The following is a 23354-nucleotide window of genomic DNA, read 5'->3' as shown; positions in this document are numbered from 1 at the left end:
GCCCGCGCGAGCGCCGAGAAACGCTCGGCCCCGCCCCCGCTCGAAGCGAGACTCCACCGTGCGCCGAGAAGCGCGCGAACGAAACGGGCTCGCTGCGTCACGGTGTCCCACTCGGCGCGGTGTTGTTGGCGGCGGTTTCGTCCTCCACGCCCGCGCCCGCACGGCGTAAGGTCGCCTCATGCCCCGCATCGTCGCCCTCCTTCGCGGCGTCGGCGGACCGACGGCACTGAAGATGCCCGCGCTGCGTGAGGTGTTGGCATCCGAGGGTCTGGGTGAGGTCGAAACGCTGCAAGTCGCCGGCAACATCGTGCTCGACGACGGCGGGCGCTCCCCCGGCGAGATTGCGGGCGTGATCCGCGGTGCCGTGCGCACGGCGTTCGGCTTCGACCTCCCGGTCATCGCGCGCACCCACGCCGAACTCGCGGATGCGCACGCCCGGAATCCGTTCGCCGGCGCGGCCGAAGGTCGGTGGGTTCAGACCGTGTTCCTCGCGGAACCTCCGGCCCCGGAGAAAAAGATCGTCGTCCCGGCGGATTACCCCGAAGAGGCGTTGCTGGATGGTCGCGAGGTGTTCGTGCGGTATCCCGAAGGAATCGGCGGCTCGAAGCTGCAGGCAGCCTGGTTCGAGAAACGCCTCGGTGTGACGGGCACCGCGCGCAACGCGAACACGGTGGCCAAGCTCGTCGCACTGAGCGCCTGACCGCGGCCGCGCACCCGACCGCAGGCGCGAGCCCCGCTCGGGGCGCACTCCGCCGTTCGGGGCGCACTCCGCCGTTCGGCGAATGACGTCCACCACCGCCGCGAAACGCGCCCCACAGCGCACACCGCGCAACCTCGACCACGCATAAACGCCATGCGCACGCAGAAACACGAGCACCACACGTTTCTGCGCGCGCACCGCGTTTCTACCCCGCACACGCACCGACACCCGCCCCGCCCCCCGCACACGCGACGACGCCGCCGCAGCCGAAGCTGCGACGGCGTCGAACGCACCAAGCGGTCTCAGTGGAAGAAGTGGCGCTCCCCGGTGAAGAACATGGTTACACCGGCGGCGCGCGCGGCGTCGATGACCTCGGCATCCCGAACCGAACCGCCGGGCTGGATGATGGCCGAGATGCCCGCGTCGATCAGCACCTGGGGGCCGTCGGCGAAGGGGAAGAACGCATCGGATGCCGCGATGGAGCCGCGCGCACGGTCACCGGCGCGCTCCACCGCGAGGCGGCACGAGTCGACGCGGTTGACCTGGCCCATGCCGATGCCGACGGTGGCCGACCCCTGGGCGAGCACGATCGCGTTCGACTTCACCGCGCGGCACGACTTCCAGGCGAAGATGAGGCTCTCCATGTCTTCGTCCGCGGGACGCTCACCCGAGACGAGCTCCCAGTCCTTCGCGACCGACTCGATGTCGTCGGGGAAGCGGTCCGCGTCCTGCAGGAGAAGTCCGCCCGAGACGAGGCGCACGTCCATGCGCTCCTGCTGCCAGTCGGCGGGCAGGCGCAGCACGCGCAGGTTCTTCTTGAGCTTGAACACCTCGAGCGCCTCGGGCTCGAAATCGGGGGCGATGACGACCTCGGTGAAGATGTCGCGCAGGTTCTCTGCCATCTTGAGCGTGACCGTGCGGTTCGCGGCGATCACGCCGCCGAACGCCGACACGGGGTCGCACTCGTGCGCGCGCAGGTGCGCCGAGGCGATCGGGTCGAGGGCGTTGGGGGCCGCGACCGCGATGCCGCAGGGGTTCGCGTGCTTGATGATCGCCACGGCCGGCTTGACCATGTCGAAAGCGGCGCGCAGCGCCGCGTCGGCGTCGACGTAGTTGTTGTACGACATCTCTTTGCCCTGCAGCTGCGTGGCCTGGGCGATGCCGTGGCCGCCGACGCGCGTGTAGATCGCGGCGCGCTGGTGCGAGTTCTCGCCGTAGCGCAACGTCGACAGACGCTCGGCCTGGATCGTCAGGTGCGCGGGCAGATCGATGTCGTCGGCGAGGGTGCCCTCGGCGAACCACGTCGACACGGCGGTGTCGTAGGCGGCGGTGTGCGAGAACGCGCGGGCCGCGAGCTCGCGGCGCTGCGCGAGGGTCGTGCCACCCTCACCCTGCAGCGCGTCGATGATGGCGGGGTACGACTCGGGCGAGACGACGATGGCGACGTTCGCGTGGTTCTTCGCCGACGCGCGCACCATGGCGGGGCCGCCGATGTCGATCTGCTCCACCACGTCGTCGCCCTGGGCACCGGATGCCACGGTCTCGACGAACGGGTAGAGGTTGACGACCACGAGCTCGAAGGGGCGGATCTCCAGCTCCTCGAGCTGCGCCTCGTGCGAGGCCAGGCGCAGGTCGGCGAGCAGTCCCGCGTGCACGCTCGGGTGCAGGGTCTTCACGCGCCCGTCGAGCGACTCGGGGAAGCCCGTGACGGCCGCGACGTCGGTGACGTCGTACCCGGCGTCGCGCAGCAGAGTCGCCGAGCCCCCGGTCGAGACGATCTCGACACCGGCGGCGGCGAGCGCTGCGCCGAGGTCGAGCAGACCGGTCTTGTCGCTCACCGACACCAGCGCGCGGCGGATCGGGACGACGTCGCGGGGGCGGTAGTCAGCGGGGTCGTGGCGGGGTCCGGCCATGGCGTTCGGCTCCTGTGTCTCGAGTCGGGTTCGGATGCACGACGGGCCGACGCCCGTCGGGCGGGTCAGGCGGTTCGGGATGCCGTGGCGGCGAGGTCGAGCTCGCCCTCGGCGATACGGCGCACGACGTCGATGAGCAGACGTCGTTCGACGGGTTTGATGCGTTCGTGCAGGGAGTCCTCGTCGTCGCCCGGCAGCACCGGGATGCGCTCCTGCGCGAGGATCGGGCCGGTGTCGACGCCGGAGTCGACGACGATCACGCTCGCTCCGGTCTGCTCGACGCCCGCGGCGAGCGCGTCGCGCACCCCGTGTGCGCCGGGGAACTCGGGCAGGTACGCGGGGTGGGTGTTGATGATGCGGGGCTCCCACGCGGCGACGAGGTCGGCGGGCAGCAGGCGCATCATGCCGCTGAGCACGACGAGGTCGGGGTTCCACACGGCGAGCTGCGCCCCGAGTTCGGCGCCCCACTCCTCTCGCGACGCGAATGCGCTGAAGGGGACGAGGAAGGTCGGGATGCCGAAGTGCTCGGCGTGGGCGAAGCCGTCGGCCTCGCGATCGGCACCGACCGCGATCACGCGCGCCGGAAAGCCGGGGGCCGAGGCCGCCTCGAGCAGGGCGCGGAGGTTCGAGCCGGTGCCGGAGATGAGGACGGCGACCGTGAGCACGCGCTCAGTCTACGCAGGTGCGTCCGCGCGCGCGGGCCCTCGAGAGCAGCCGGGGACCGCCGGCTCGAAGCCGGCCGTACCGGCCGAGCGGGTCGGGCCCGGGCCGAACGCCCCGGGTCGGCCGGCCCGATCGCGTGACGGTCAGCGCCTGTCGTCGGGCTCGCCGCCGTGCTCCGACCAGGCGGCGCGGATGCGCGCACGCACCTCGTCGTCGCTGAGTTCGTCGGGTGCGCCCCCGCTCGCGCCCGCCACGGGGCTCTCGGAGACGGGCGGCGAAGAGACGGGCGGCGAAGACAAGGGCGACGCTGAAGAAGGGGATGATCCCCGAGCGCTCCCCCGTACCCCCAGCGCGGTGTCGGTCGCCACGGCATCCGGATCGCGGTACGAGCTCGGCCAGACGTCGTGCGAGATGCCCGCGCCGGCGGGCGAGCCGGTCGGGGTCGGGCCGGTCCAGTACTCGTCGCGGTCGAAGGGCGTGTGCTCGCGCGCGGAGAACGAGAAGCCCCGGTCGTCGCGCTCCTCGTACCGGTCGTCGCTCTCGTACCCGCCGAAGCGCGGGCTGAGCAGCAGGATCGCGAGCCCCACCAGCACCTCGAGGCCGAGCGTCAGGGCGAGCGGGCCCGGCTGCGGGCCCGTATCGGCGAGGCGGCCGGGACCGATCGACCCCGACGAGACCACGGCGGCGAGCGCACCCATACCGCCGGTGAGTGCCGCTACCGCGACGGCCAGGACCAGCCGGGGTCCCAGCGGCTCGGGGCCGGTGGTCGATGGCATCCGGGATCGCAGGATCCACCCCGTCAACGCGCCCACGGCGATCGGCAGCAGCACGAGCAGCAGCAGCCACGACGAGGTCGAATCGGGCACCGCGCCCAGCACCGGGATGCCGGGGAGCGCACCGACCTGCGTCGCGGCCGGGGTGACCGCGGTGTCGGCACCGAGGGCGAAGCCCGGCCCGGCGGCGAACGACGTGGCCCAGAGCACGAGCGTGGGGAGGTAGAAGAGCTGACCGAGGGCGATGACGGTCGCGCCGATACCGTCGGCGTTACTGGCCTGGTACAGCCCGATCACCTGCGAAGCGCGGGCGATGAGACCCGCCAGCACGACCACCGCGCCCACCGAGACGAGTCCCAGAGTGGTGATCGCCAGTCCCCGCAGCGCGAGCGCGGGAACGGGCGCCCAGGCGCTCGGCATCCGCTCGATCCATCCGCGCACGGCATCGACCGGCCCGTCGTCGCCCACGCGCCAGGCGCCCACGACGGCGCCGATGAGCGAGGGCACGAGGAAGATCAGCGTCGGCAGCAGGATGGAGAGCCAGGTTTCGGATGCCACGAGCGAAGCCTGTGAGGTGAGCGCGATGCCCGCCGAGAGAGCCGCGAAGACCAACGAGCCCGAGAGCCACCCGGTGAGACCGGCGCCCGCCTCTGCGGCGCGAGAGCCGGAACGAGCGGCGAAGAGGCCGGTGAAGGCCGCGAAGGCCAGGGGGGCGAGAGACAGCGTGAAAGTCGCGAACGTCGGGTCGATGCCGGTCGCGGCGAGGTAGGCGTCGGGCAGGGTGATGGTCACCGGCACGAGGTGGCCGAGGTGCCAAATCGCGGCCGACGCGGGCCACAGAGCGCTCCAGTCGGGGTTGCCGACGCCGAACACCCACAGCAGCGTGAGCGGTGCGAGCACGACGGCGATGCCACCGGCGGTCGCCAGGACGGCGTCGAGGGCGGCGAGGAGAGCGATGAGGAGGCGATGCATGGGCGAGAGGAACCCTACCCGCGCCGCCTCAGCCCGCCCCTCAGGCGCGGCGGCGAGCGCCCGAGACGAGCCTGCGCAACGCGGTGAGCCAGGCGCGCGAGGCCGTGTCGGGCTCGGCGGGCGCGTCCGCCGGCGCGTCCGAGGAGCGCGGATCTGCCCCGGCGGCCCCGGCGACCGGGGCGACGCGCGCACCGCGCCATCGCTCCCACACCACCGCCGCCAGGCGCGGGTCCGCACCGATCGGGGCGGTGGTCAGGTCGGCCTGCGCCTTCTCGATCACGCGCGAGAAGTGCCCCGGTGCGAGGACGTAGCTCGCGGCGACGGTGCGTCGGCCGTCCGCGCGTGCTGCGGCCACGGCATCCGGGATGCGGGGATCGGATGCCGCGGCGTAGGCCGTCACGACGGGGCCGGTGACACCGGCATCCGCCATCAGCTCCGCCATGCGTTCGACGTCCATCACGGCGCCCGGGCGGGTGGAGCCGGCCGCGGCGAGCACGACGGTGTCGTCGGGACCCGCCCCGGCGGCGCGGACGCGGTCGGCGAGGATCTCGGCCAGCACCGGGTGGGGCCCGAGAGCGGGGGCGACGGGCAGTCCGTCGGCGGCCTCCACCAGGTCGACCTCGGTGTGGTAGCCGGTCGACAGCAACAGGGGCACGATCACGATGTCGTCCGTGCGCTCGCGAGCTTCGGCCACGACGTCGGTGACGGAGGGACCGTGCACGTCGACGTACGCCTCGAGCACGTCGACGCCGGCGGGAGCGGTGGCGCGCAGCACCTCGAGCAGTTCGCGCACGACGACGCGGCCCTCTTCGAACCTCGTGCCGTGGGCGCAGGCGATCAGTACGGCGGTCATGCGTCCTCCTCGTCGATCACGTCGAGCCGGTATCCGCGTTTGTAGACGGTGCGGATCAGGTCGAGCCCGCCGAGCGCGTCGCGGGTGCGGGCCACGGCGACCTCGACGGCGTGCCCGCTCGCCTCCGAGCTCGACAGCGCGGCGATCAGATCGGCGCGCGAGACCACCGCCCCCGGCGCGCGCCCGAGCGCGCGCAGGATCTCGACGCCGGTGCGCGGCAGGGGTGTGAACTCCCCGTCGAGCACGATCCCCGATGAGCGGATGCCGAGGCGCCCGACCGTCGTGGGGATCAGCGCCGCGTCGGCTCCGCCGTAGTGCGTCACCACGGCGCGCACGAGCGCCCCGAGCCGCCCGCGGTCGGGGATGAGCGGGGTGATGCCCGCCTCGACGAGGGGACCGGCCGTGATCGGCCCGACGGCCGCGACGAGGACGTGCCCGCGGGCGGCTCGGGAGGCCACTCCGTCGAGCGCCTCGGCCCGTTCGGCCGCGAGGATCCACTCGCGCGCAGCGGGAGCGGAGGTGAAGAGCACCGCGTCGATCTCTCCGCGTGCGACCTGCTGGGTAGACGCGGCGACGACCTCGGGATCGGGCGGCGGCCCCCAGCGGTAGATCGTGAGGCTGGTCACGCGGGCTCCGGCCGCTTCGAACGCCTCGTCGAGGCCATCGGCCCCCGAGCCGTGGTGCTGCACCGCGATGTGCAGTCCGTCGATCCCCTCGGCCACGAGGAAGTCGCGCAGCTCGGCGGCCGTCTCGCTCTCGGCGACCCAGTCGGCCTCGAAACCGGCCTGCTGGATCGCGCCGCGCGCCTTCGGGCCACGGGCGACGATCCGTGCGCCGTCGAGCACGGGAGCGAGCGCATCGTGCAGGCCCGCCTCGTCGGCTGTCTCCATCCACGCGCGGAACCCCACACCCGTCGTCGCCACGACGACGTCGGGCGGGTCGGCGACGAGCGAGCGCGTCTGCGCGATCAGCTCGTCGTCGTCGACATGCGGGATGATCGTGAGCGCCGGCGCGACGCGCACGCGCGCCCCGTGTCGCTCGAGCGCGGCCGACAGCTCCCCCGACCGTCGGTCGACGGGGAGCAGCACGGTGCACCCCTGGAGCACCGTGCTGATCGTCCGCGCGGGTGTCGTCACCCGATGCCCTCCGGGTGCGCCGCGACCCGGACCGGAGCGTGAGCGGGCTGGAGCGATACCGCAGCCGCTGCGGGCGACGCGGCCGGCAGCAGAAGATCGGCCCGGGCGACCTCGCCGAACACCAGCACCGCGGGATTCGCGAGGCGGTGGGTCTCGGCATCCTGGATCGCCGTACCGAGCGTGGTGCGGATCGTGCGCTGAGCGGGTGTGTGGCCGTTCTCGACGAACGCGACGGGGCGCGTCTCGGGAGCGCCGGCGGCGCGGGCCGCGGCCACGAACCGCGGCAGGGCGCTCACGCCCATCAGCGCGACGACCGTGGCGCTGTCGTCGCGCAGGGCGGCGAGGGTCGCATCGCTCGGGGTTTCCTGACCGTTCACGACATGCAGGGTACCGGCGACGCCGCGGTGCGTCACGGGCACTCCCGCGGCCGAGGGCACGGCGATCGCGCTCGAGATGCCGGGAACGACCTCGACCGCGATGCCGGCCTCGCGGCACGCGATGACCTCCTCACCGCCGCGGCCGTACACGAACGGATCGCCGCCCTTGAGTCGCACGACCCGCAGGCCCTTCGCCGCTCGATCGACGAGGAGGGCGTTGATCTCGTGCTGCGGCACCGGGTGATGCTGCGGGCGCTTGCCGACGTCGATCAGCTCGACGTCGTCGCCGAGCTCGGCGAGCACGCCGGTGGGTCCGAGCCGGTCGTGCACGACGACGTCGGCCTCGGCCAGCAGAGCGCGGGCGCGCACCGTCAGCAGGTCGACCGGGCCGGGACCGCCGCCGACGAGCGCCACGCTCCCCACGAGCGGGCGGCGTCGGCGGCGGAGCGGAAGGGCGCCTTCGGCGAGGCGCTGCGCGATCGCGTCGCGCACGGCGACGCTGCGGCGAGGGTCGGCACCGGCGGTGGAGACCACGCCCACCATGACGTCGCCGCTCGTGGTCTCGGCGGCCAGGCGCGCGGTGCCCTTGCCGCCGTGACCCGCGTTGACGCACCAGACGCGGCGGGCTTCGGCCGCCGCGACGACGGCGGTGTCGACGGATGCCGCCCCCGTGGCCGTGTGGCACAACCAGGCCTCGTCGAGATCGGTGTCGGCGAATCCTCTGTCGATCCACTCGATCTCACCCGCGGCGGCGAGCGCGGCGAGCCCCGGCGTCGCGACGGGGGCGATCACCCGTACCCGGGCGCCGGCGGCGCGCAGCCGCGCGATGCGCTTCTCGGCGACGGAGCCGCCGCCCACGCACACGACGAGCTTGTCGGTGAGGTCGAGGCCTGCGAGAGCGATCATCGGGGGTCCCCTTCGAGCTTCACGAATACATCCCCTTCGGCGACCGCGACCGGGTGCACGGCCACCGCCAGCGGGTCCTTGCCCTGCGTGTCGAGACAGGTTCCCGTGCGCAGGTCGAACACCTGCTTGTACATGGGCGAGGCGACGGTGGGCACTCCCCCGCGGTCGCCGACGATCCCGCGCGAGAGCACCGCCGCCCCGCTGAACGGATCGATCTGGTCGGTCGCGAAGATCCTGCCGTCGAACGTCCGGAACAGCGCGACCTGCCGGTCACCGAGAAGCGCCGCGGCCCCGCGCTCCACGAGCAGATCGTCGACGCGGCAGACACGGATCCACCCGTTGCCCGGCGCCGACGCCGAGCCCGTCGTCGCGGCCGGGGTCCCGGCGTCCGGAGTCGTCTCCATCAGAGTCATGACCGCACCGCCAGCGTCGTTCCGCCGATGAGCACCGCGCCCGACGCGCGTTCTTCGGCCGTGGCGGGTCGGGCCTGACCGCGCTCGGCGACGTAGGCAAGAGAGGGGTCGACCTTGTCGGGAGCATTGACGAAGCTCTGGAAGCGCTTGAGCTTCTCGGGGTCGGCGAGGGTGGCGGCCCACTCGTCTTCGTAGGCGTCGATGTGGGATGCCATGGCCCGGTCGAGGTCGTCGGCGATGCCGAGGGTGTCGTCGAACACGACGCCCTTCAGCGCCTCGAGACCGCCCTCGTACTCCGCCGCCCACGGGGCCGTGCGCTGCAGCCGGTCGGCGGTGCGGATGTAGAACATGAGGAATCGGTCGATCGCCCGCAGCAGCCCGTCGTCGTCGAGCCCCTCGGCGAAGAGCACCGCGTGACGCGGGGTGAACCCGCCGTTGCCGCCGACGTACATGTTCCAGCCGGCCTCGGTCGCGATCACCCCGATGTCCTTGCCGCGCGCCTCGGCGCACTCGCGGGCGCAGCCCGACACCCCGAACTTGATCTTGTGCGGCGAGCGCAGCCCGCGGTAGCGCAGCTCGAGCTGCACGGCCATGCCCACCGAGTCCTGCACGCCGTAGCGGCACCAGGTCGACCCGACGCACGACTTCACCGTGCGCAGCGACTTGCCGTACGCGTGGCCCGACTCGAACCCGGCGTCGACGAGGCGCTTCCAGATGTCGGGAAGCTGGTCGAGGCGAGCGCCGAACATGTCGATGCGCTGCCCGCCGGTGATCTTCGTGTAGAGCCCGAAGTCGCGGGCGACCTCGCCGATCACGACCAGGCCTTCGGGCGTGATCTCGCCGCCCGGAATGCGCGGGACGACGCTGTAACTGCCGTCGCGCTGGATGTTGGCCATCACGTGGTCGTTGGTGTCCTGCATCGTCGCCAGCTCGCCGTCGAGCACGTGCCCCGAGTACAGGCTCGCGAGGATGCTCGCCAGAGCCGGCTTGCAGATGTCGCAGCCGCGCCCGGTGCCGAAACGCTCGACGATCGAGGTGAAGGTGCGCAGCCCCGAGATCCGGACCGCATCGAACAGCTGCGCCCGGGTGAACGAGAAGTGCTCGCACAGCCCGTTCGAGACTTCCTTTCCGGATGCCGCCAGCTCAGTCGCCACGAGCTTCTTCACGAGCGTGAAGCACGAGCCGCACGCCGCCCCGGCCTTGGTGCACGCCTTGACCTCGGCGGCATCCGCGCACTGGTGCTCGGTGACGGCCTCGCGCACGGTTCCGGCGGTGACGCCGTTGCACGAGCACACGATCGCGTCGGCGGGCAGGTCGCCCTGCGGAGCCGGGGCGAGGCCTTCGGGCATGAGGTAGGCCGCCGGATCGCCGCCGAGCGCTCGACCGACGAGCGGGCGCAGCGCGGTGTACGCCGAGGCGTCGCCGACCAGGATGCCGCCGAGCAGCGTCTGCGCGTCGTCGCTCAGCACGAGCTTCTTGTAGACGCCCGACACCGGGTCGGCGTAGGTGACGTCGAGCGCGTTCGGCGTCTCGGCGAATGCGTCGCCGAAGCTCGCGACCTCGACGCCCGAGAGCTTGAGCTTGGCCGAGGTGTCGAAGCCGGGGAAGGCGGCCGCGCCGCCCAGCAGGCGGGTCGCGGCGACCTCGGCCATCGCGTGCTACCCGGGGGCGACCAGACCGATGCACTGCCCGTCGAAGCTCGCGACCTCGCCGATCGCCATGATCGCGGGGTCCGAGGTGTCGCAGCCCTCGTCGATCACGACCCCGCCGCGGGCGTCGACGCGCAGCTCGGCCGCACGGGCGAGCTCGTCGCGGGGCCGCACGCCGACCGTGAAGACCACGATGTCGACGCCCTCCCACGTGCCGTCGCGCAGCTCGAGGCCGCATACGGCGCCGGTCTTGTCGGCATCCACCCGGGTCGTCACCGAGCTCGTGCGCACCTCGATGCCGCGCGCTTCGATGAGCCGCTGCAGGGTGCGCGCCCCGCCCAGGTCGAGCTGGGCAGACATCAGGCGCTCGTTCGACTGCAGCACGAACGGCGAGACGCCCTCGGCCTGCAGCGCCCCCGCGGCCTCGAGCCCGAGGAGACCGCCGCCGACGACCGCGCCGCGCAGGGGCCGTCCGAGCTGGGCCGAGCGCTTCGCGACCCAGGCGCGCATGCCGGCGACGTCGTCGAGCGTGCGGTAGACGAAGCACCCCTGGTGGTCGAAGCCGTCCAGGGCCAGGCGGGCGGCGAACGAGCCGGTCGCCAGCACGAGACGGTCGTACGCGTGCGTCGAGCCGCCCGCCGTGGTGACGGTGCGTGCCGCGCGGTCGATCTTCGTGACGCGCGCGTCGGTCTTCACCCGCACCCGCTCGTGATCGAGAACCGCGGGGTCGAGGGCGAGGTCGTCGGGGGTCTTTCCGCTGAAGATGCCGGTGAGACCGACGCGGTCGTACGGCCCGCGGGCTTCATCGCCCAGCACCATGACGGACCAGCGGCCCTCTGTGTCACGGCTGGTGAGGCTCTCGACGAAGCGGTGGGCCACCATTCCCGCACCCACGACCACGACGGACCCGGATGGGGCGGGGTGGAGCATGCCGTCACAGTACGCGGCGGAGTTTGCCGCGGCGTCAGCGGCGTGTTTCGTTCCGGTTGCGGGGTTCGAGCGGGCCATGCCCCGACGCTAGGCAGCCGAGGTTTCCCCCGCCCTCGCGCCCGCGTTACCCCCGGCGAACGTTTCTCTCACGCGGGCGCGGGGGTGGTGTGAGCTTTCGCCCGCGGCATCCGTCTCCGACTCTCCCGCGCCCGTGCGGCGAGCGTCGTTCCGCTCCCCCGCTGAATGTCCAAAACACCCGGACGAATTTTCGCGACGTCCGGGTGTTTTGGACACTCGATGCCGGTCGACCGGGTGGCGACGGGCGCCACGGACCGGTGTCAGTCGACCGGCTCGAGCACGAACAGCTCGATACGCCGGTCGGTCTTCTTCTGGTACTCGTCGTAGTCGGGCCAGACCTCGGTCGCGTAGCCCCACCACTCCTCGCGCTCGGCGCCCTCGGCCTGGTGCGCCTCGTACTCCTTCTTCACGTCGCCGTCCTGCAGGGCCACGCGGGGGTTCTTCACCAGGTTGTAGAACCACGCGGGGTGCTCGGGAGCCCCACCCTTGGATGCCACGACCGCGTACTTTCCGTCGTGCTCGACGCGCATGAGGGCGGTCTTGCGCAGCCCGCCGGTTTTGGCCCCGACGGTGGTGAGGACGATGATGGGTACGCCCCGCATGTCGGCGGACTCCTTGCCCCCCGTGGCTTCGAAGGTTTCCGCCTGCTGACGGGCCCATTCGCTGGTGCTGGGTAGATACTCGCCTGAGAGTGACATAGCTCACACGATACGTCGGCGTCTTCCCCTCCGGTCTAGCCCCCCCCCCTTTTTCCTGGAGCCTTCATGAGCGCTTCCGCTCCCGAGACCACGGCCGTCCCCGAACCGAAGAACGGCCTCGACCGCTTCTTCGAGATCACCGCCCGCGGCTCGACCGTCGGCGGAGAGATCCGCGGCGGCGTCGTCACCTTCGTCACGATGGCGTACATCGTCATCCTGAACCCGATCATCCTCTCGGGCACCCCCGACGTCGCCGGCAACGCTCTCGGCTTCTCGCAGGTCGCCGCCGTCACGGCGCTCACCGCGGGTGTCATGACGATGTTGTTCGGTCTGGTCACGCGCCTGCCGTTCGCGTTCGCCGCGGGCCTCGGGATCAACTCGTTCCTCGCGGTCGGCATCGTCGGGCAGGTCACGTGGCCCGAGGCGATGGGCCTCGTCGTCATCAACGGCCTCATCATCGTGCTGCTGGCCGTCACGGGCCTTCGCCGCATGATCTTCGACGCCGTGCCCCTCGCCTTGAAGACCGCGATCACGGTCGGTATCGGCCTGTTCATCGCCTTCATCGGCTTCGTCGACAGTGGCCTGGTCACCTCGACCGGGCTCAGCTCGCCCCCGGTCGGCCTCGGTGTCGGCGGCTCGATCACGACGATCCCCACCGCGCTGTTCGTGCTGACCCTCGTCATCACCGCCGTGCTGCTGGTGCGCAAGGTCAAAGCCGCGCTGCTGATCGGTCTGCTCTCGGGCACGGTGATCGCGGTCATCGTCCAGGCCGTCACGGGCCTCGGCGCCAAGGCCGATGGCAACCCCGGCGGCTGGGGCCTGAGCGTTCCGACGCTCCCCGCGCAGTGGGTGAGCCTCCCCGACCTGTCGCTGGTCGGCCAAGTCGACCTGGTCGGCTCTTTCGGTCGCATCGGCGTGCTCGCGGCCCTCATGCTCGTCTTCACCCTCGTCTTCACGAATTTCTTCGACGCGATGGGCACGATGACCGGCCTCTCCCGCGAGGCGGGCCTCGCCGCCCCCGACGGCACCTTCCCGCGACTGCGCTCGGCGCTGGTGATCGAGGGCATCGGCGCGGTGGCGGGCGGCGCGACCTCGTCGTCGTCGAACACCGTGTTCATCGAGTCGGGCTCCGGCATCGGCGAGGGCGCCCGCACCGGGCTCGCCAACGTCGTCACCGGCGCGCTGTTCCTGCTCGCGATGTTCTTCACCCCGCTGACGAGCATCGTCCCCACCGAGATCGCCGCCGCGGCCCTGGTCATCGTCGGTGCGCTGATGATGGCGCAGATCCGCCACGTCGACCTCAGCGGACATGTCGGTGCTCATCCCCGTCTTCCTCACCGTCACCGTGATGCCCCTGACGTACTCGATCGCCAACGGCATCGGCGCGGGCTTCGTCAGCTGGGTGCTGATCCAGTCACTGTCGGGTCGCGCGCGTCGCATCAGCCCGCTGCTGTGGATCGTCGCCGCCGGCTTCGTGGTCTTCTTCGCCCGCGGTCCGGTCGAGGCCCTGCTCGGCTGACGCCTGTGCGATCGAGGGGCCCGGATGCCACGGCATCCGGGCCCCTTCTCTGTCGCGGTGCTCGACACGGCGCGCAACTTCTCTGTCGCGGTGCTCCGCACGGCGCGCAATGCGGCCCTGGCGGCGCCGCCCGGCTGTCAGATCACGTGACCTCGCGCGGCAAGCCCAGGCCCGGCCGCCGAGATCACGTGACCTCGCGCGGCAAGCCCAGGCCCGGCCGACGAGATCACGTGATCGGGGCGAGCGCACACGCCGGGGCGTGTGTTCTCGGCGGAGTCACGTGATCTCGCGCCCCGTCGTCGCGCGCACGCAACCCAGCCGCGCGCGAGGCCAGCCGCACCCCGCAGCCGCACCCCGCCCCCGCCGGACATGCGAAAGGGCCCGGATGCCATGGCATCCGGGCCCCGAAGAGAGTGCTGCTTACAGGCTCTCGATGATCTCGCGCATCAGGGCGGCGGCCTCGGACGGCGTCTTGCCGACCTTGACTCCGGCGGCCTCGAGGGCCTCCTTCTTCGCCTGGGCGGTACCGGCGGAGCCGGAGACGATGGCGCCGGCGTGGCCCATGGTCTTGCCCTCGGGAGCGGTGAAGCCCGCGACGTAGCCGACGACCGGCTTGGTGACGTTCGCCTTGATGAAGTCGGCGGCGCGCTCTTCGGCGTCTCCACCGATCTCACCGATCATGACGATGGCCTTGGTCTCGGGGTCGGCCTCGAACGCCGCGAGGGCGTCGATGTGCGTGGTGCCGATGACGGGGTCGCCACCGATGCCGATGGCGGTCGAGAAGCCGAGGTCGCGCAGCTCGAACATCATCTGGTACGTCAGGGTGCCCGACTTCGACACGAGGCCGATGGGGCCCTTGCCGGTGATGTTCGCGGGCGTGATGCCCACGAGCGCCTCGCCGGGCGTGATGATGCCGGGGCAGTTCGGGCCGATGATGCGGGTCTTCTCGCCCTTGGCCTTCGAGTACGCCCACGCCTCGGCGGTGTCGCCGACGGGCACACCCTCGGTGATCACGACGAGGAGGGGGATCTCGGCGTCGATGGCCTCGACCATCGCGTCCTTCGTGAAGGCCGGGGGCACGAACGCGATCGACACGTCGGCGCCGGTCTCGCGGATGGCCTCTTCGACCGAGGCGAAGACGGGGAGCTCGACGTCGTTGCCGGACGCGTCCTTGTGCGAGACCGTGGTGCCGGCCTTGCGGGCGTTCACGCCACCGACGACCTGGGTGCCGGCCTTGAGCATGAGGGCGGTGTGCTTGGTGCCCTCACCGCCGGTGATGCCCTGGACGATGACCTTGGAGTCCTTGTTGAGGTAGATCGACATGTTTCTGTCCCTATCCCTTACGCGTTGGCCAGTTCGGCGGCCTTGTCGGCGCCCTCGTCCATACCGGCGGCGAGGGTGACGAGCGGGTGGTTGGCGGCGGCGAGGATCTGACGACCCTCTTCGACCTGGTTGCCGTCGAGGCGGACGACGAGCGGCTTGGTCGCGGCGTCGCCGAGGATCTCGAGCGCCTTGACGATGCCCTCGGCCACGGCGACGCACGAGGTGATGCCGCCGAAGACGTTGACGAAGACGCTCTTGACCTGCTCGTCGCCGAGGATGACGTCGAGGCCGGCGGCCATGACCGTCGCCGAGGCGCCGCCGCCGATGTCGAGGAAGTTGGCGGGCTTGACGCCGTTGTGCTTCTCACCGGCGTAGGCGACGACGTCGAGGGTCGACATGACCAGACCCGCCCCGTTGCCGATGATGCCGACCTGGCCGTCGAGCTTGACGTAGTTGAGGTCGTGCTGCTTGGCCTTGGCCTCGAGCGGGTCGGCCGCGTCCTTGTCTTCCAGCGCCTCGTGGTCGGGGTGGCGGAAGCCGGCGTTCTCGTCGAGCGAGACCTTGCCGTCGAGGGCGATGATGTCGCCGTCTTCGCTCTGGATGAGCGGGTTCACCTCGACGAGGGTGGCGTCCTCGCCCTTGTAGACGTTGAAGAGCTTGACGAAGACGTCGGCGACCTTGGGGGCCAGCTCGTCGTCGAACTTCGCGGCCTTGGCGATCTCGAGGGCCTTCTCGGGCGTGATGCCCTCGATCGGGTCGACCTCGATGCGCGCGAGCGCCTCGGGACGCTCGACGGCGAGCTCTTCGATCTCCATGCCGCCCTCGACGCTCGAGAGCGAGAGGTAGGAGCGGTTGGCACGGTCGAGCAGCACCGAGAAGTAGAACTCCTTGGCGATGCGGGCGCCCGCTGCGACCATGACGCGCTTGACGACGTGGCCCTTGATGTCGAGGCCGAGGATGGCCTGGGCCGCCTCGAACGCCTCGTCGGGGGTCTTCGCGACCTTCACGCCGCCGGCCTTGCCGCGGCCTCCGGTCTTGACCTGAGCCTTGACGACGACAACGCCACCGAGCTTCTCAGCGGCCGCCTTCGCCTCCTCAGGGGTGTCGGCGATGATGCCGGCGAGTACCGGCACCTCGTACTTTTCGAACAGGTCACGTGCCTGGTACTCGTAGAGATCCACGGACAATCCTTCGCTGGGCGATCGGTGGTGGGAGGAGGCGAACTCTCTCGATATCAAGAGATCTTCGCCAGTCGACAACCCTACTAGACGGGGCTGAAGACCCCCGACCGGCGAAGAGAGGCATGCGCCTAGTCTGGCGATGACCCCCGACATTCGCCTCGCCGTCAGGAGCCCCCATGCCCTCTGCCGTCACCCTCATCCGCGCCGCCGCCCTGTCGGACGCCGCCGAGTACGCCTACGCCGCCACCGCTCCGGCCGACGCCCGCCTGATCTTCCTCGCCGGCTCGTGCCCGTTGGACGCCGACGGCTCGACCGCCGGCGTCGGCGACTACGCCGCGCAGGCCGCGAGCTGCATCGAGAACATGACGGTCGCGCTGCGCGCAGCCGGCGCGGAGCTCACCGACGTGATCAGCACCCGCGTGCTGGCGGCATCCACCCGTCAGGCCGATCTCGTCACCGCGTGGGAGGTCGTGCGCGACGCCTTCGGCGACCACGACGTGCCGAGCACGCTGATGGGCGTCACCGTCCTCGGCTACGACGATCAGCTGGTCGAGATCGAGGCGGTCGCCGCGGTCGTCGACTGACCGCGAGGCTCACCCCACGACCGCGAACCGCTCCAACACCACCGACGTGTCGTCGTCGACGACGAAGGCACTCCCGAGCTCTTCACGCATGGCATCCGAGGTCCAGAACCGCACGTGACCGCGGCGCCAATCCGAGACGGACGCGTACCCCTCGCCCTCGTCGAGCGCATGGGCGAGCGAGACGTCCCGCAGAGCGACGATCTCTACCCCGGTCGTCTCGATGACGCACACCGGCTCACCGGCCGAGTCGACCACGGCGCCCCGATCCCCGACCGCCGGCAACGGCTCCCCCGCGACGAGATACTCCCGCACGAGCGAGCTGGTCGCCGTCTTCTCCCCCGCGCGGATCGCCGCGACGATCCGGTCGCGTCCCGCCCCGGGGAACATGAACTCGATCGGGGGCAGGTCGCCGGTCATACCGGCATCCGCTTCTCGAACCGGAACATGCGGTCGGGGCCGGGGTGATCCCCCTCGCTCCCGGCCTGGGGGCGGTGCCCCGGGTGGAAGAACTCCACGATCTGGAAGCCGCAGCGGTTGACGTAGAAGTGGATGTTGCGCTGGTCGAAGTACGGCGTCTCGGTCTCCCACACCTCGGTATCGGCGTAGCGCGCCTCGATCGCCCGCCACGCGGACGCACCGATCCCGCCACCGTGGTGACCGGCGTCGATGAAGAAGAGTTCGAGGCTGCGGCGCCCGTCATCCGGTGCGGTCACGGCGGCCCCGCCGATGACCAGGTCGTCGCGCACGATCTGAAGGGTCTCGGTGCCGGGTGCGTCCAGCACCCTGTCCATCTCGTCCGCCTGGGGAATCGGCTGCTCCCCCGGCTTCAGCCCGGCATCGCGCAAGCCCGCCGCGAAGGCTGTCTCCATCCGCGTCAGCCACGCGGGGCGATCGGCCGCCTCGAGCTCCACCAAGCGAACCTCGCCCATCAGATCCATCCTCTCTCGCGCGAGTGCGTCGTCGCACGGCTCCGCCCCGCGCGTCCACGCTGTCGACCACCGACGATACGGGGTCGCATGCCGCTGCCGTCACGGCGCGGCTGCCCCTTCGGCTCTGCGCCGGAAGGTCACGCCCCACCCATCCATCGTGTCGGAAGCGCGTTCTGCTGGCCCGCCGAGCCGACGCTGCGCCCGCGCGAAGACGAGGCAGAAGCCATCGTCGCCTCCGCGCGAAACCCGCGCTGGTTCGACGGTCGTCGACTAGATCCAGCCCCGCTCGCGCGCATGGATCGTCGCCTGCTGCCGGCTCGCCAGCCCGAGCTTGCCCAGCACCGACGAAACGTGGTTGCGCACCGTCCCCGCCGACAGATGGAGGGATGCCGCGATCTCGGCCACCGTCTGCCCTCGCGCTCCCGCGCGCAGCACGTCGAGCTCCCGGTCGGTGAGCGGACTCCGCTCGTCGCTCAGCGCGTCGGCCGCGACCTCGGGGTCGACGTACCGGCGCCCCGCCGCGACCTCGCGGATCACCGCCGCCACGTCATCCGCCGGCCGCGACTTCGGCAAGAAGCCGCTGACTCCCGCACCCAGGGCCCGTCGGAGCACCCCCGGGCGCGCGTGCCGCGTGACGATCACGCAGCGCGAGGGCACGCTCCGCAGGATCTTCGCGGCCGTGTCGACGCCGTCGAGCACGGGCATCTCGAGGTCGAGCAGGCAGACGTCCGGCCTCAGCCGCTGCGCCTCGGTCACGGCGCTCTCGCCGTCGCGGCATTCGGCGACGACCTCGAGGTCGTCCTCCAACCGCAAGAGAGCTGCGAGCGCGGTACGGATCATGTCTTCGTCGTCGGCGATGAGTACGCGGATCACGCCGTCACCTCCTCGGGCACGCGAACGGTGATGCGGAATCGGTCGCCGAGGCGGGTGGCATCCATCGTCCCTCCCACCGGGCCCACGCGCTCGGCGATCCCCGACAGTCCCGCCCCATCGCCGACCGGAAACGCGGTACCCCGCAAGTCGTTCTCGACGACCAGCACCCACGATCCCTCGTGACGGGAAAGGGAGAGGGATGCCGAGACCCCGCCGCCGTGTTTCAGCACATTCGTCGTGGTCTCGCGGACCACCGGCCCGAGCACGTCGGCGGGCGCGCGTCCGGCCTCGGTATCCACCAGCAGGTCGACGGTCAGGCCCGCGGCGCGCAGCAGATCGGCGGCGTTGGCGAGTTCGTCGGGCAGGGGCACGCCGCGGAATCGCGAGGCCAGATCGCGCGTGCCGCGCCGCGCCTCGTCGACGCTCACGCGAGCCGCGCGGACCTGTTCGGCAGCGGCATCCGGATCCCGCCCCATCATCTTCTCGGCGAGTTCGAGTTGCAGCGCGATGACCTGCAGGTGGTGGCCCTGCAGATCGTGAAGGTCGCCAGCGAGACGTAAGCGCTCTTGCGCTGCGGCAAGGCGCCCCTCGGCGCGGCGGGCGCGGTCGAGCTCGCGCACGATGTCCCACCACCAGAGCGAGGTTGCCGTCAGCGGCGCGAGCATCGTGACGAACAGCGGCAGTGCGAAGGTCAGCGAGACGTAGCCCTCGGGGTTGAGGCGCGTCGCCTCGATCACCCACGAAGCGACCACCACGACGAGCATGAGAGCGACGAGCCGCCCCCGGATGCCGCCCCGCCACCTCACCGTGCACAGCGCCTGCGCGACGAGAGCCACGGCGACGAGCAGCGACCCGGCCCCGACACCGAACAGCACCGCCGACGCGATCCCCAGAAGCACGGGCGTCCAGACCAGCCGCTTTGCGGAGTCGTCTGCGTCGTCGAACGGCTCGCGCCGGTAGTGGATGAGAAGGAGGACTCCGGATGCCACGGAGCCTGCCGTCCCGACCAGGGCGAGGACGACGTCGAGCGGCGTCCCCCGCATCACCACGACGAACGCCCAGAGGAAGACCGCGATGACATGCAGGAACATCACCGACGCGGCCGTGTACCACCAGGTGACGCGGACGTCGCGGGCGTACGTGGCCGCGGGGCTACGGACAGGTGCGGGAGCGCTCACCCCCGCCACAGTACGGGCATGACATTCGTCACGGGCGGGGCCGGGATTCGTCCCCCGGTGCGCGCCCGCGCGCGTCAGCGGTAACTGTCGGGGAGCTCCGGCGGCACGCGATCGCGGTTCTGAGCCGTCTCGATCGAGGACGACTCCTGCTTCAGGTGCATCGAGGTCGAGGGCGTCCAGCCGTAGAACGCCGACTCGACCGCGCCCGCATCGATGACGGGGCGAATCGCCTGGCGCACCGCGTCCTTCCGCCGACCCGAGCGGCGCCGACCGAGCGCGACGCCGAGACGCACGAGCAGTCCCACCGCGATGACCGCCCAGAAGAGGTATTCGATCCAGACCAGGCCATAGGGCATGGGTCCTCCTTCGGATCGGCCGCGGCCTTCCGCGGGGCTTGAGACGATACGCGACGCGCGCGGCGCCGGAAACCCTGACATTCATCACGGGTGGGCCGTTGCATCCTCACGCTCGGTCGTGACACCACGACACTGCCGAGAGAACTCGCACGCCGATGGGATGGAACCACCGCGGTAGACGCCGCGCCCTCATCACCTAGGAGTCCCCGTGTCGAACCCCGTCTCCGACCTCGTCCTCGGCTTCCAGGGTCTCGTCGCCGACGTGCCCGACCTCGTCCAACCGCTCATCGTCGCCCTCGCCGGGGCCGTGCCGTTCATCGAGGGCGAGGGTGCTGCGGCGATCGGCATCCTGGGTGGCATTCATCCGGTCGTCGCCGCATGTGCCGCCGCGATCGGCAACTTCCTCTGCGTGGCCGTCGTGGTGCTCGCGTCGTCGCGCGTGCGCACCGCCGTGACCGGCCGCCGCGGGGCGGTCGTGAAGCCCCCGACGGCCCGGCGCGAGAAGTTCGAGAAGGCGTACCACCGCTACGGGACCCCCGGGGTGAGCCTGCTCGGTCCCCTGCTGTTGCCGACGCAGTTCACCGCCGCCGCGCTGACGTCGACCGGTGTGCCTCCGCTGCGCGTGATCGCCTGGCAGGCCGCCGCGATCGTGCTGTGGACGACGGTGGTGACGCTGATCATCACGGGGGTGATCCGAGCGGTGGCGTGAGGAGTGCACCGGACCGGGATGCCGCGGCTGGACGCCAGAACTTCGTTCTTCACCCGGTCAGCGAGGTCATAGCGAAGACCTCGGCCCGCGCAACCTTCGTCCGGGGCCCGCATGCCTGGATAGAGGAGACCCCGCCCGCATGTGAGAGGACACCATCCCGATGCCAGAGCAGACCGTCACCCTGACCCTCGGACAGCCGATCTACGCGCAAGCCCTCTACTACACGGCCATGTTCTCGCAGAAGCCGTTCCGCGAAGCACTGCTGGTCTACCGCCACGGTGGGACGTACACAATCCTCTCCCCCGGCGAAGATCATCACGGCTGTTGGGTGTCGGCCACGGCCCCACTCGATCCGCCACGTTACGTGGCGTTCATGTCGTGGCCGTCGGCCGACTGGAACCACGACATCGCCGCGCACACCCTGACGTTCGCGCCCGATACGGGGGCATTCACGCAGGAGTTGCGGCTGCCCGGCGAGGCGGTTCCGCGGGCTCAGCACGGGTTCGCCGTCGCGGTTCCCTCTGCCGACTCGATCGACCCGAGTGCCGGGTGGGAGGCCCTCCGGGAGCAGCACGAGGCGAGCTTCCGTGCCCTGCACGATCTCGCTGGCGTGCAGCGGTCCGGCAGCCGACACGACCGCACCTGACGCGGAGCTGGGCGGTCGGCGCCCGTCTCGTCGTCCTCGACCTCACACGCTGACCGCGCCGTTCTGATCGCCGCAAGAAGGCGCATGAGAGCAGACGTCGCGCGAGGCCCGGACAGCTAGTCTCGACACATGACCTGCGCCGCTCGTCCCACCTACACCGAGATCCACGAGTGGGTCACCGAGTACGAGAAGCACGACCGTGTCGCGCACGCCACCGTGCACGTCCTCCGTCAGGACGACCCCGAGCACCTCGAATCCGGCATGGTCGCGATCCACCTCAACCACGGGCCCGCGTCGATCTCGCTGAACGTCGACTGCGAGCGGAAGTGGACGGCATCCCTCTCCGAACGCTCCGGCGAGTTCCCGCTCTCGGGCAGCCACCTCATCGCCCTCGGCGAAGAACTCTTCACGACCGGCAAGCTCTGCGAGTACCTCCAGTCGCGCACCGACGGCGCGGTCAGCACGGCTCCTGCCGAATTGTCGTGAAGACCGATGGCAGCGAGCCGGTCGATATCGAACCCGGCATCTACGAGCACTTCAAGGGCCAGCGCTACGAGGTGTTCGGTACCGCGAAGCATTCGGAGACCGAGGAGGTTTTCGTCTCCTACCGCACGCTCTATGGCGATCACTCGTACTGGGTGCGCCCGATCGAGATGTTCACCGAGCACGTGGAACGCGACGACTACTCGGGCCCGCGGTTCCGGCGGGTCGGCCCGTCGAGCTGACGCGACGCGAACCCGCCATCGATCACGGCGGAGCGTTTATTCAAGGCTCCCTCGGCCGAACCACTCCCGTGCGAGAGTGACGGCGTGAAACTGTATTCCGACTTCGCCGTGCAGCGCGCGCGTCAGGTGACCGCCGACATCATCGCGCTCGCGCTCATCGCGCTGAGCGTCGTCACGGGGATCGCCGTCTTCTCGGCCGTCGACCAGCTCGCGCAGTTCGGCCGCCAGCTGCAGACCACCGGCGTGGATTTCCGCACGTCGATGACCGACGCCGGCACCCGCCTCGGAGGAGTCCCCTTCATCGGCGAGGGCATCAGCAGCCCGTTCACCACGGCGAGCTCCGCGGGCGACACTCTCGCGGCCGTCGGGCAGACGCAGCAAGATCTTGTCCGGCAGGCGGCCATCGCCCTCGGTGTGGGAGTAGCGGCCCTGCCGATCCTCATCGTTCTGCTGGTCTGGCTCGTCCCGCGCCTGCGCTTCGTCTCGCGCGCGACGCGCACCCGCGCTCTGATGCGCGCAGGGCTCACGACCGACCTTCTGGCACTCCGGGCACTCACCCATCAGAAAGTGGGCGCGGTGACCAAGGTCGATCCCGACGCGGTGAGCGCCTGGCGCCGAGGCGACCCCGTCGTCATGCAACGCCTCGCCGGGCTGGAGCTGAAGTCGGTCGGCATCCGGGCGCGTTGACGTCAGGGGGAGAGTGGCCGAGAAATCCCGCCAGACGCCATGCTTACTTCTCCATCGCTAATAGGACGTGAAACCCGTCCGGGTCGGCGAAGGCGAGAGCATTCGTCCGCCAGTAGGGGTTCGACGGCGACACCTCTCGTCCCGCGAGACGAGCCGCGATCCGCTGGCGTTCGAGGTCATCGTCGAAATACAGAACGAGTATCGTCTCGGCATCCGGCATCGGCGCCGAATGACCGCCGCCGGTGGTGAACTCCAGATGCGCGCCCGTTCCGGGAAGGTCGAGAAACACCCCGTCGTATCCCGCGTGATCGCGAAAGCCGCCGAGTACGCGGAGCCCGACCCCGTCGCGATAGAACCGGACGATTTCCTCGAGTCGGTCAGTATGACGCGCGAAACGAACCTTCATTCGAACCATGTTCGCAGCAGAGACGCATCGACGCGCCACCGCATTCTCGCCGACATGATCAACTCGCCCAGAGCCCTGTCGCACGGCGACCTGTCGCGCGTACCATCGCCGGTACGCCGGAGTCCCTCCGCGGCATCCGGTCCCTTCGTCACAACGAGCACTCGGGAGTAGCAATGG

The 23354-nt window shown here is 70.9% G+C and carries 23 protein-coding genes and 2 pseudogenes; 8 read left to right on the top strand and 17 right to left on the bottom strand.

The window, feature by feature from the left end:
* Positions 1-178 precede the first annotated feature (178 nt).
* Positions 179-700 carry a DUF1697 domain-containing protein gene (locus QE416_RS08755; protein WP_267786273.1) on the top strand — a complete coding sequence of 174 codons (522 nt, stop codon included), beginning with the start codon at positions 179-181 and terminating at the stop codon, positions 698-700.
* 302 nt (positions 701-1002) lie between these two features.
* Here QE416_RS08755 and purH read toward each other — a convergent pair whose 3' ends face one another.
* The 9 genes and pseudogenes from purH to QE416_RS08710 form a co-directional block, all read right to left on the bottom strand.
* A complete protein-coding gene (purH, locus tag QE416_RS08750; RefSeq protein WP_307315349.1) occupies positions 1003-2613 on the bottom strand; it encodes a bifunctional phosphoribosylaminoimidazolecarboxamide formyltransferase/IMP cyclohydrolase in 1611 nt (536 codons plus the stop codon).
* Between the two features lie 65 nt (positions 2614-2678).
* On the bottom strand, positions 2679-3278 hold the full coding sequence (gene purN, locus QE416_RS08745) for a phosphoribosylglycinamide formyltransferase (RefSeq protein WP_307315347.1): 600 nt from the start codon (positions 3276-3278) through the stop codon (positions 2679-2681).
* A gap of 141 nt (positions 3279-3419) precedes the next feature.
* The gene (locus QE416_RS08740; RefSeq protein WP_307315345.1) at positions 3420-5021 is read right to left on the bottom strand and encodes a DUF6350 family protein; all 1602 of its coding nucleotides are present in this window, start codon (positions 5019-5021) and stop codon (positions 3420-3422) included.
* Between the two features lie 40 nt (positions 5022-5061).
* Positions 5062-5874 carry a sirohydrochlorin chelatase gene (locus QE416_RS08735; RefSeq protein ID WP_307315342.1) on the bottom strand — a complete coding sequence of 271 codons (813 nt, stop codon included), beginning with the start codon at positions 5872-5874 and terminating at the stop codon, positions 5062-5064.
* Positions 5871-7010: a uroporphyrinogen-III synthase gene (locus tag QE416_RS08730; protein WP_307315340.1), complete on the bottom strand. Its 1140-nt coding sequence runs from the start codon at positions 7008-7010 to the stop codon at positions 5871-5873. The genes QE416_RS08735 and QE416_RS08730 overlap by 4 nt, the downstream gene beginning before the upstream one ends.
* Entirely contained in the window at positions 7007-8293 is a 1287-nt protein-coding gene (gene cobA, locus QE416_RS08725; RefSeq protein ID WP_307315339.1) for a uroporphyrinogen-III C-methyltransferase, read from the bottom strand. The genes QE416_RS08730 and cobA overlap by 4 nt, the downstream gene beginning before the upstream one ends.
* Positions 8290-8706, bottom strand: coding sequence for a nitrite reductase small subunit NirD (gene nirD / locus QE416_RS08720; RefSeq protein WP_307315337.1), 417 nt, complete (start codon positions 8704-8706; stop codon positions 8290-8292). The genes cobA and nirD overlap by 4 nt, the downstream gene beginning before the upstream one ends.
* Positions 8703-11285 (bottom strand): annotated as a pseudogene (nirB, locus tag QE416_RS08715) (nitrite reductase large subunit NirB). The gene nirD and the pseudogene nirB overlap by 4 nt, the downstream one beginning before the upstream one ends.
* Positions 11286-11623: 338 nt before the next feature.
* A complete protein-coding gene (locus QE416_RS08710; protein WP_210072217.1) occupies positions 11624-12061 on the bottom strand; it encodes a nitroreductase family deazaflavin-dependent oxidoreductase in 438 nt (145 codons plus the stop codon).
* Positions 12062-12127: 66 nt separating this feature from the next.
* Between QE416_RS08710 and QE416_RS08705 the strand changes: the two are divergent.
* A pseudogene (locus QE416_RS08705) lies at positions 12128-13580 on the top strand (NCS2 family permease).
* A gap of 420 nt (positions 13581-14000) precedes the next feature.
* Here QE416_RS08705 and sucD read toward each other — a convergent pair.
* Positions 14001-14903, bottom strand: a complete 903-nt coding sequence (gene sucD, locus QE416_RS08700; protein WP_056226628.1) for a succinate--CoA ligase subunit alpha — start codon at positions 14901-14903, stop codon at positions 14001-14003.
* Between the two features lie 17 nt (positions 14904-14920).
* Positions 14921-16084 (bottom strand): ADP-forming succinate--CoA ligase subunit beta, encoded by a 1164-nt coding sequence (gene sucC, locus QE416_RS08695; protein WP_210072220.1) that lies wholly within the window; start codon positions 16082-16084, stop codon positions 14921-14923.
* Between the two features lie 176 nt (positions 16085-16260).
* On the opposite strand from sucC, the gene QE416_RS08690 reads away from it, so the two are divergent.
* Positions 16261-16668, top strand: a complete 408-nt coding sequence (locus QE416_RS08690) for a RidA family protein (protein WP_307315333.1) — start codon at positions 16261-16263, stop codon at positions 16666-16668.
* Between the two features lie 9 nt (positions 16669-16677).
* Here the strand turns inward: QE416_RS08690 and QE416_RS08685 are convergent, their stop codons facing one another.
* The 5 genes from QE416_RS08685 to QE416_RS08665 all read right to left on the bottom strand — a co-directional run bounded on the left by QE416_RS08685 (position 16678) and on the right by QE416_RS08665 (position 20004).
* Positions 16678-17085, bottom strand: a complete 408-nt coding sequence (locus tag QE416_RS08685) for an ASCH domain-containing protein (protein ID WP_307315332.1) — start codon at positions 17083-17085, stop codon at positions 16678-16680.
* Positions 17082-17597 (bottom strand): GNAT family N-acetyltransferase, encoded by a 516-nt coding sequence (locus QE416_RS08680; RefSeq protein WP_267786258.1) that lies wholly within the window; start codon positions 17595-17597, stop codon positions 17082-17084. Before QE416_RS08680 ends, QE416_RS08685 begins: the two co-directional genes overlap by 4 nt.
* A gap of 270 nt (positions 17598-17867) precedes the next feature.
* Positions 17868-18470, bottom strand: coding sequence for a DNA-binding response regulator (locus QE416_RS08675; protein WP_307315331.1), 603 nt, complete (start codon positions 18468-18470; stop codon positions 17868-17870).
* Entirely contained in the window at positions 18467-19648 is a 1182-nt protein-coding gene (locus QE416_RS08670) for a sensor histidine kinase (RefSeq protein WP_307315328.1), read from the bottom strand. Before QE416_RS08670 ends, QE416_RS08675 begins: the two co-directional genes overlap by 4 nt.
* 74 nt (positions 19649-19722) lie before the next feature.
* Complete coding sequence (locus QE416_RS08665) at positions 19723-20004, bottom strand: hypothetical protein (RefSeq protein ID WP_267786253.1); 282 nt, start codon at positions 20002-20004, stop codon at positions 19723-19725.
* Positions 20005-20212: 208 nt separating this feature from the next.
* Between QE416_RS08665 and QE416_RS08660 the strand changes: the two genes are divergently transcribed.
* The 5 genes from QE416_RS08660 to QE416_RS08640 all read left to right on the top strand — a co-directional run bounded on the left by QE416_RS08660 (position 20213) and on the right by QE416_RS08640 (position 22771).
* On the top strand, positions 20213-20713 hold the full coding sequence (locus QE416_RS08660) for a small multidrug efflux protein (RefSeq protein ID WP_307315325.1): 501 nt from the start codon (positions 20213-20215) through the stop codon (positions 20711-20713).
* 160 nt (positions 20714-20873) lie between these two features.
* Positions 20874-21359: a hypothetical protein gene (locus QE416_RS08655; RefSeq protein ID WP_307315323.1), complete on the top strand. Its 486-nt coding sequence runs from the start codon at positions 20874-20876 to the stop codon at positions 21357-21359.
* A 129-nt stretch (positions 21360-21488) separates the two neighbouring features.
* A complete protein-coding gene (locus tag QE416_RS08650) occupies positions 21489-21845 on the top strand; it encodes a hypothetical protein (protein ID WP_210072228.1) in 357 nt (118 codons plus the stop codon).
* Positions 21842-22084, top strand: coding sequence for a DUF1653 domain-containing protein (locus QE416_RS08645; protein ID WP_307315318.1), 243 nt, complete (start codon positions 21842-21844; stop codon positions 22082-22084). Before QE416_RS08650 ends, QE416_RS08645 begins: the two co-directional genes overlap by 4 nt.
* A gap of 84 nt (positions 22085-22168) precedes the next feature.
* Positions 22169-22771 carry a hypothetical protein gene (locus QE416_RS08640; RefSeq protein ID WP_307315315.1) on the top strand — a complete coding sequence of 201 codons (603 nt, stop codon included), beginning with the start codon at positions 22169-22171 and terminating at the stop codon, positions 22769-22771.
* Between the two features lie 43 nt (positions 22772-22814).
* On the opposite strand, the gene QE416_RS08635 is transcribed toward QE416_RS08640, so the two are convergent.
* Positions 22815-23186 (bottom strand): VOC family protein, encoded by a 372-nt coding sequence (locus QE416_RS08635; RefSeq protein ID WP_210072230.1) that lies wholly within the window; start codon positions 23184-23186, stop codon positions 22815-22817.
* Positions 23187-23354 lie beyond the last annotated feature (168 nt).

Origin of the sequence: Microbacterium sp. SORGH_AS_0421, assembly GCF_030818635.1 — a bacterium.
GTDB lineage: Bacteria > Actinomycetota > Actinomycetes > Actinomycetales > Microbacteriaceae > Microbacterium.
Note: the sequence above shows the minus strand (reverse complement) of the source record. Positions and strands in the feature narration are given on the sequence as shown.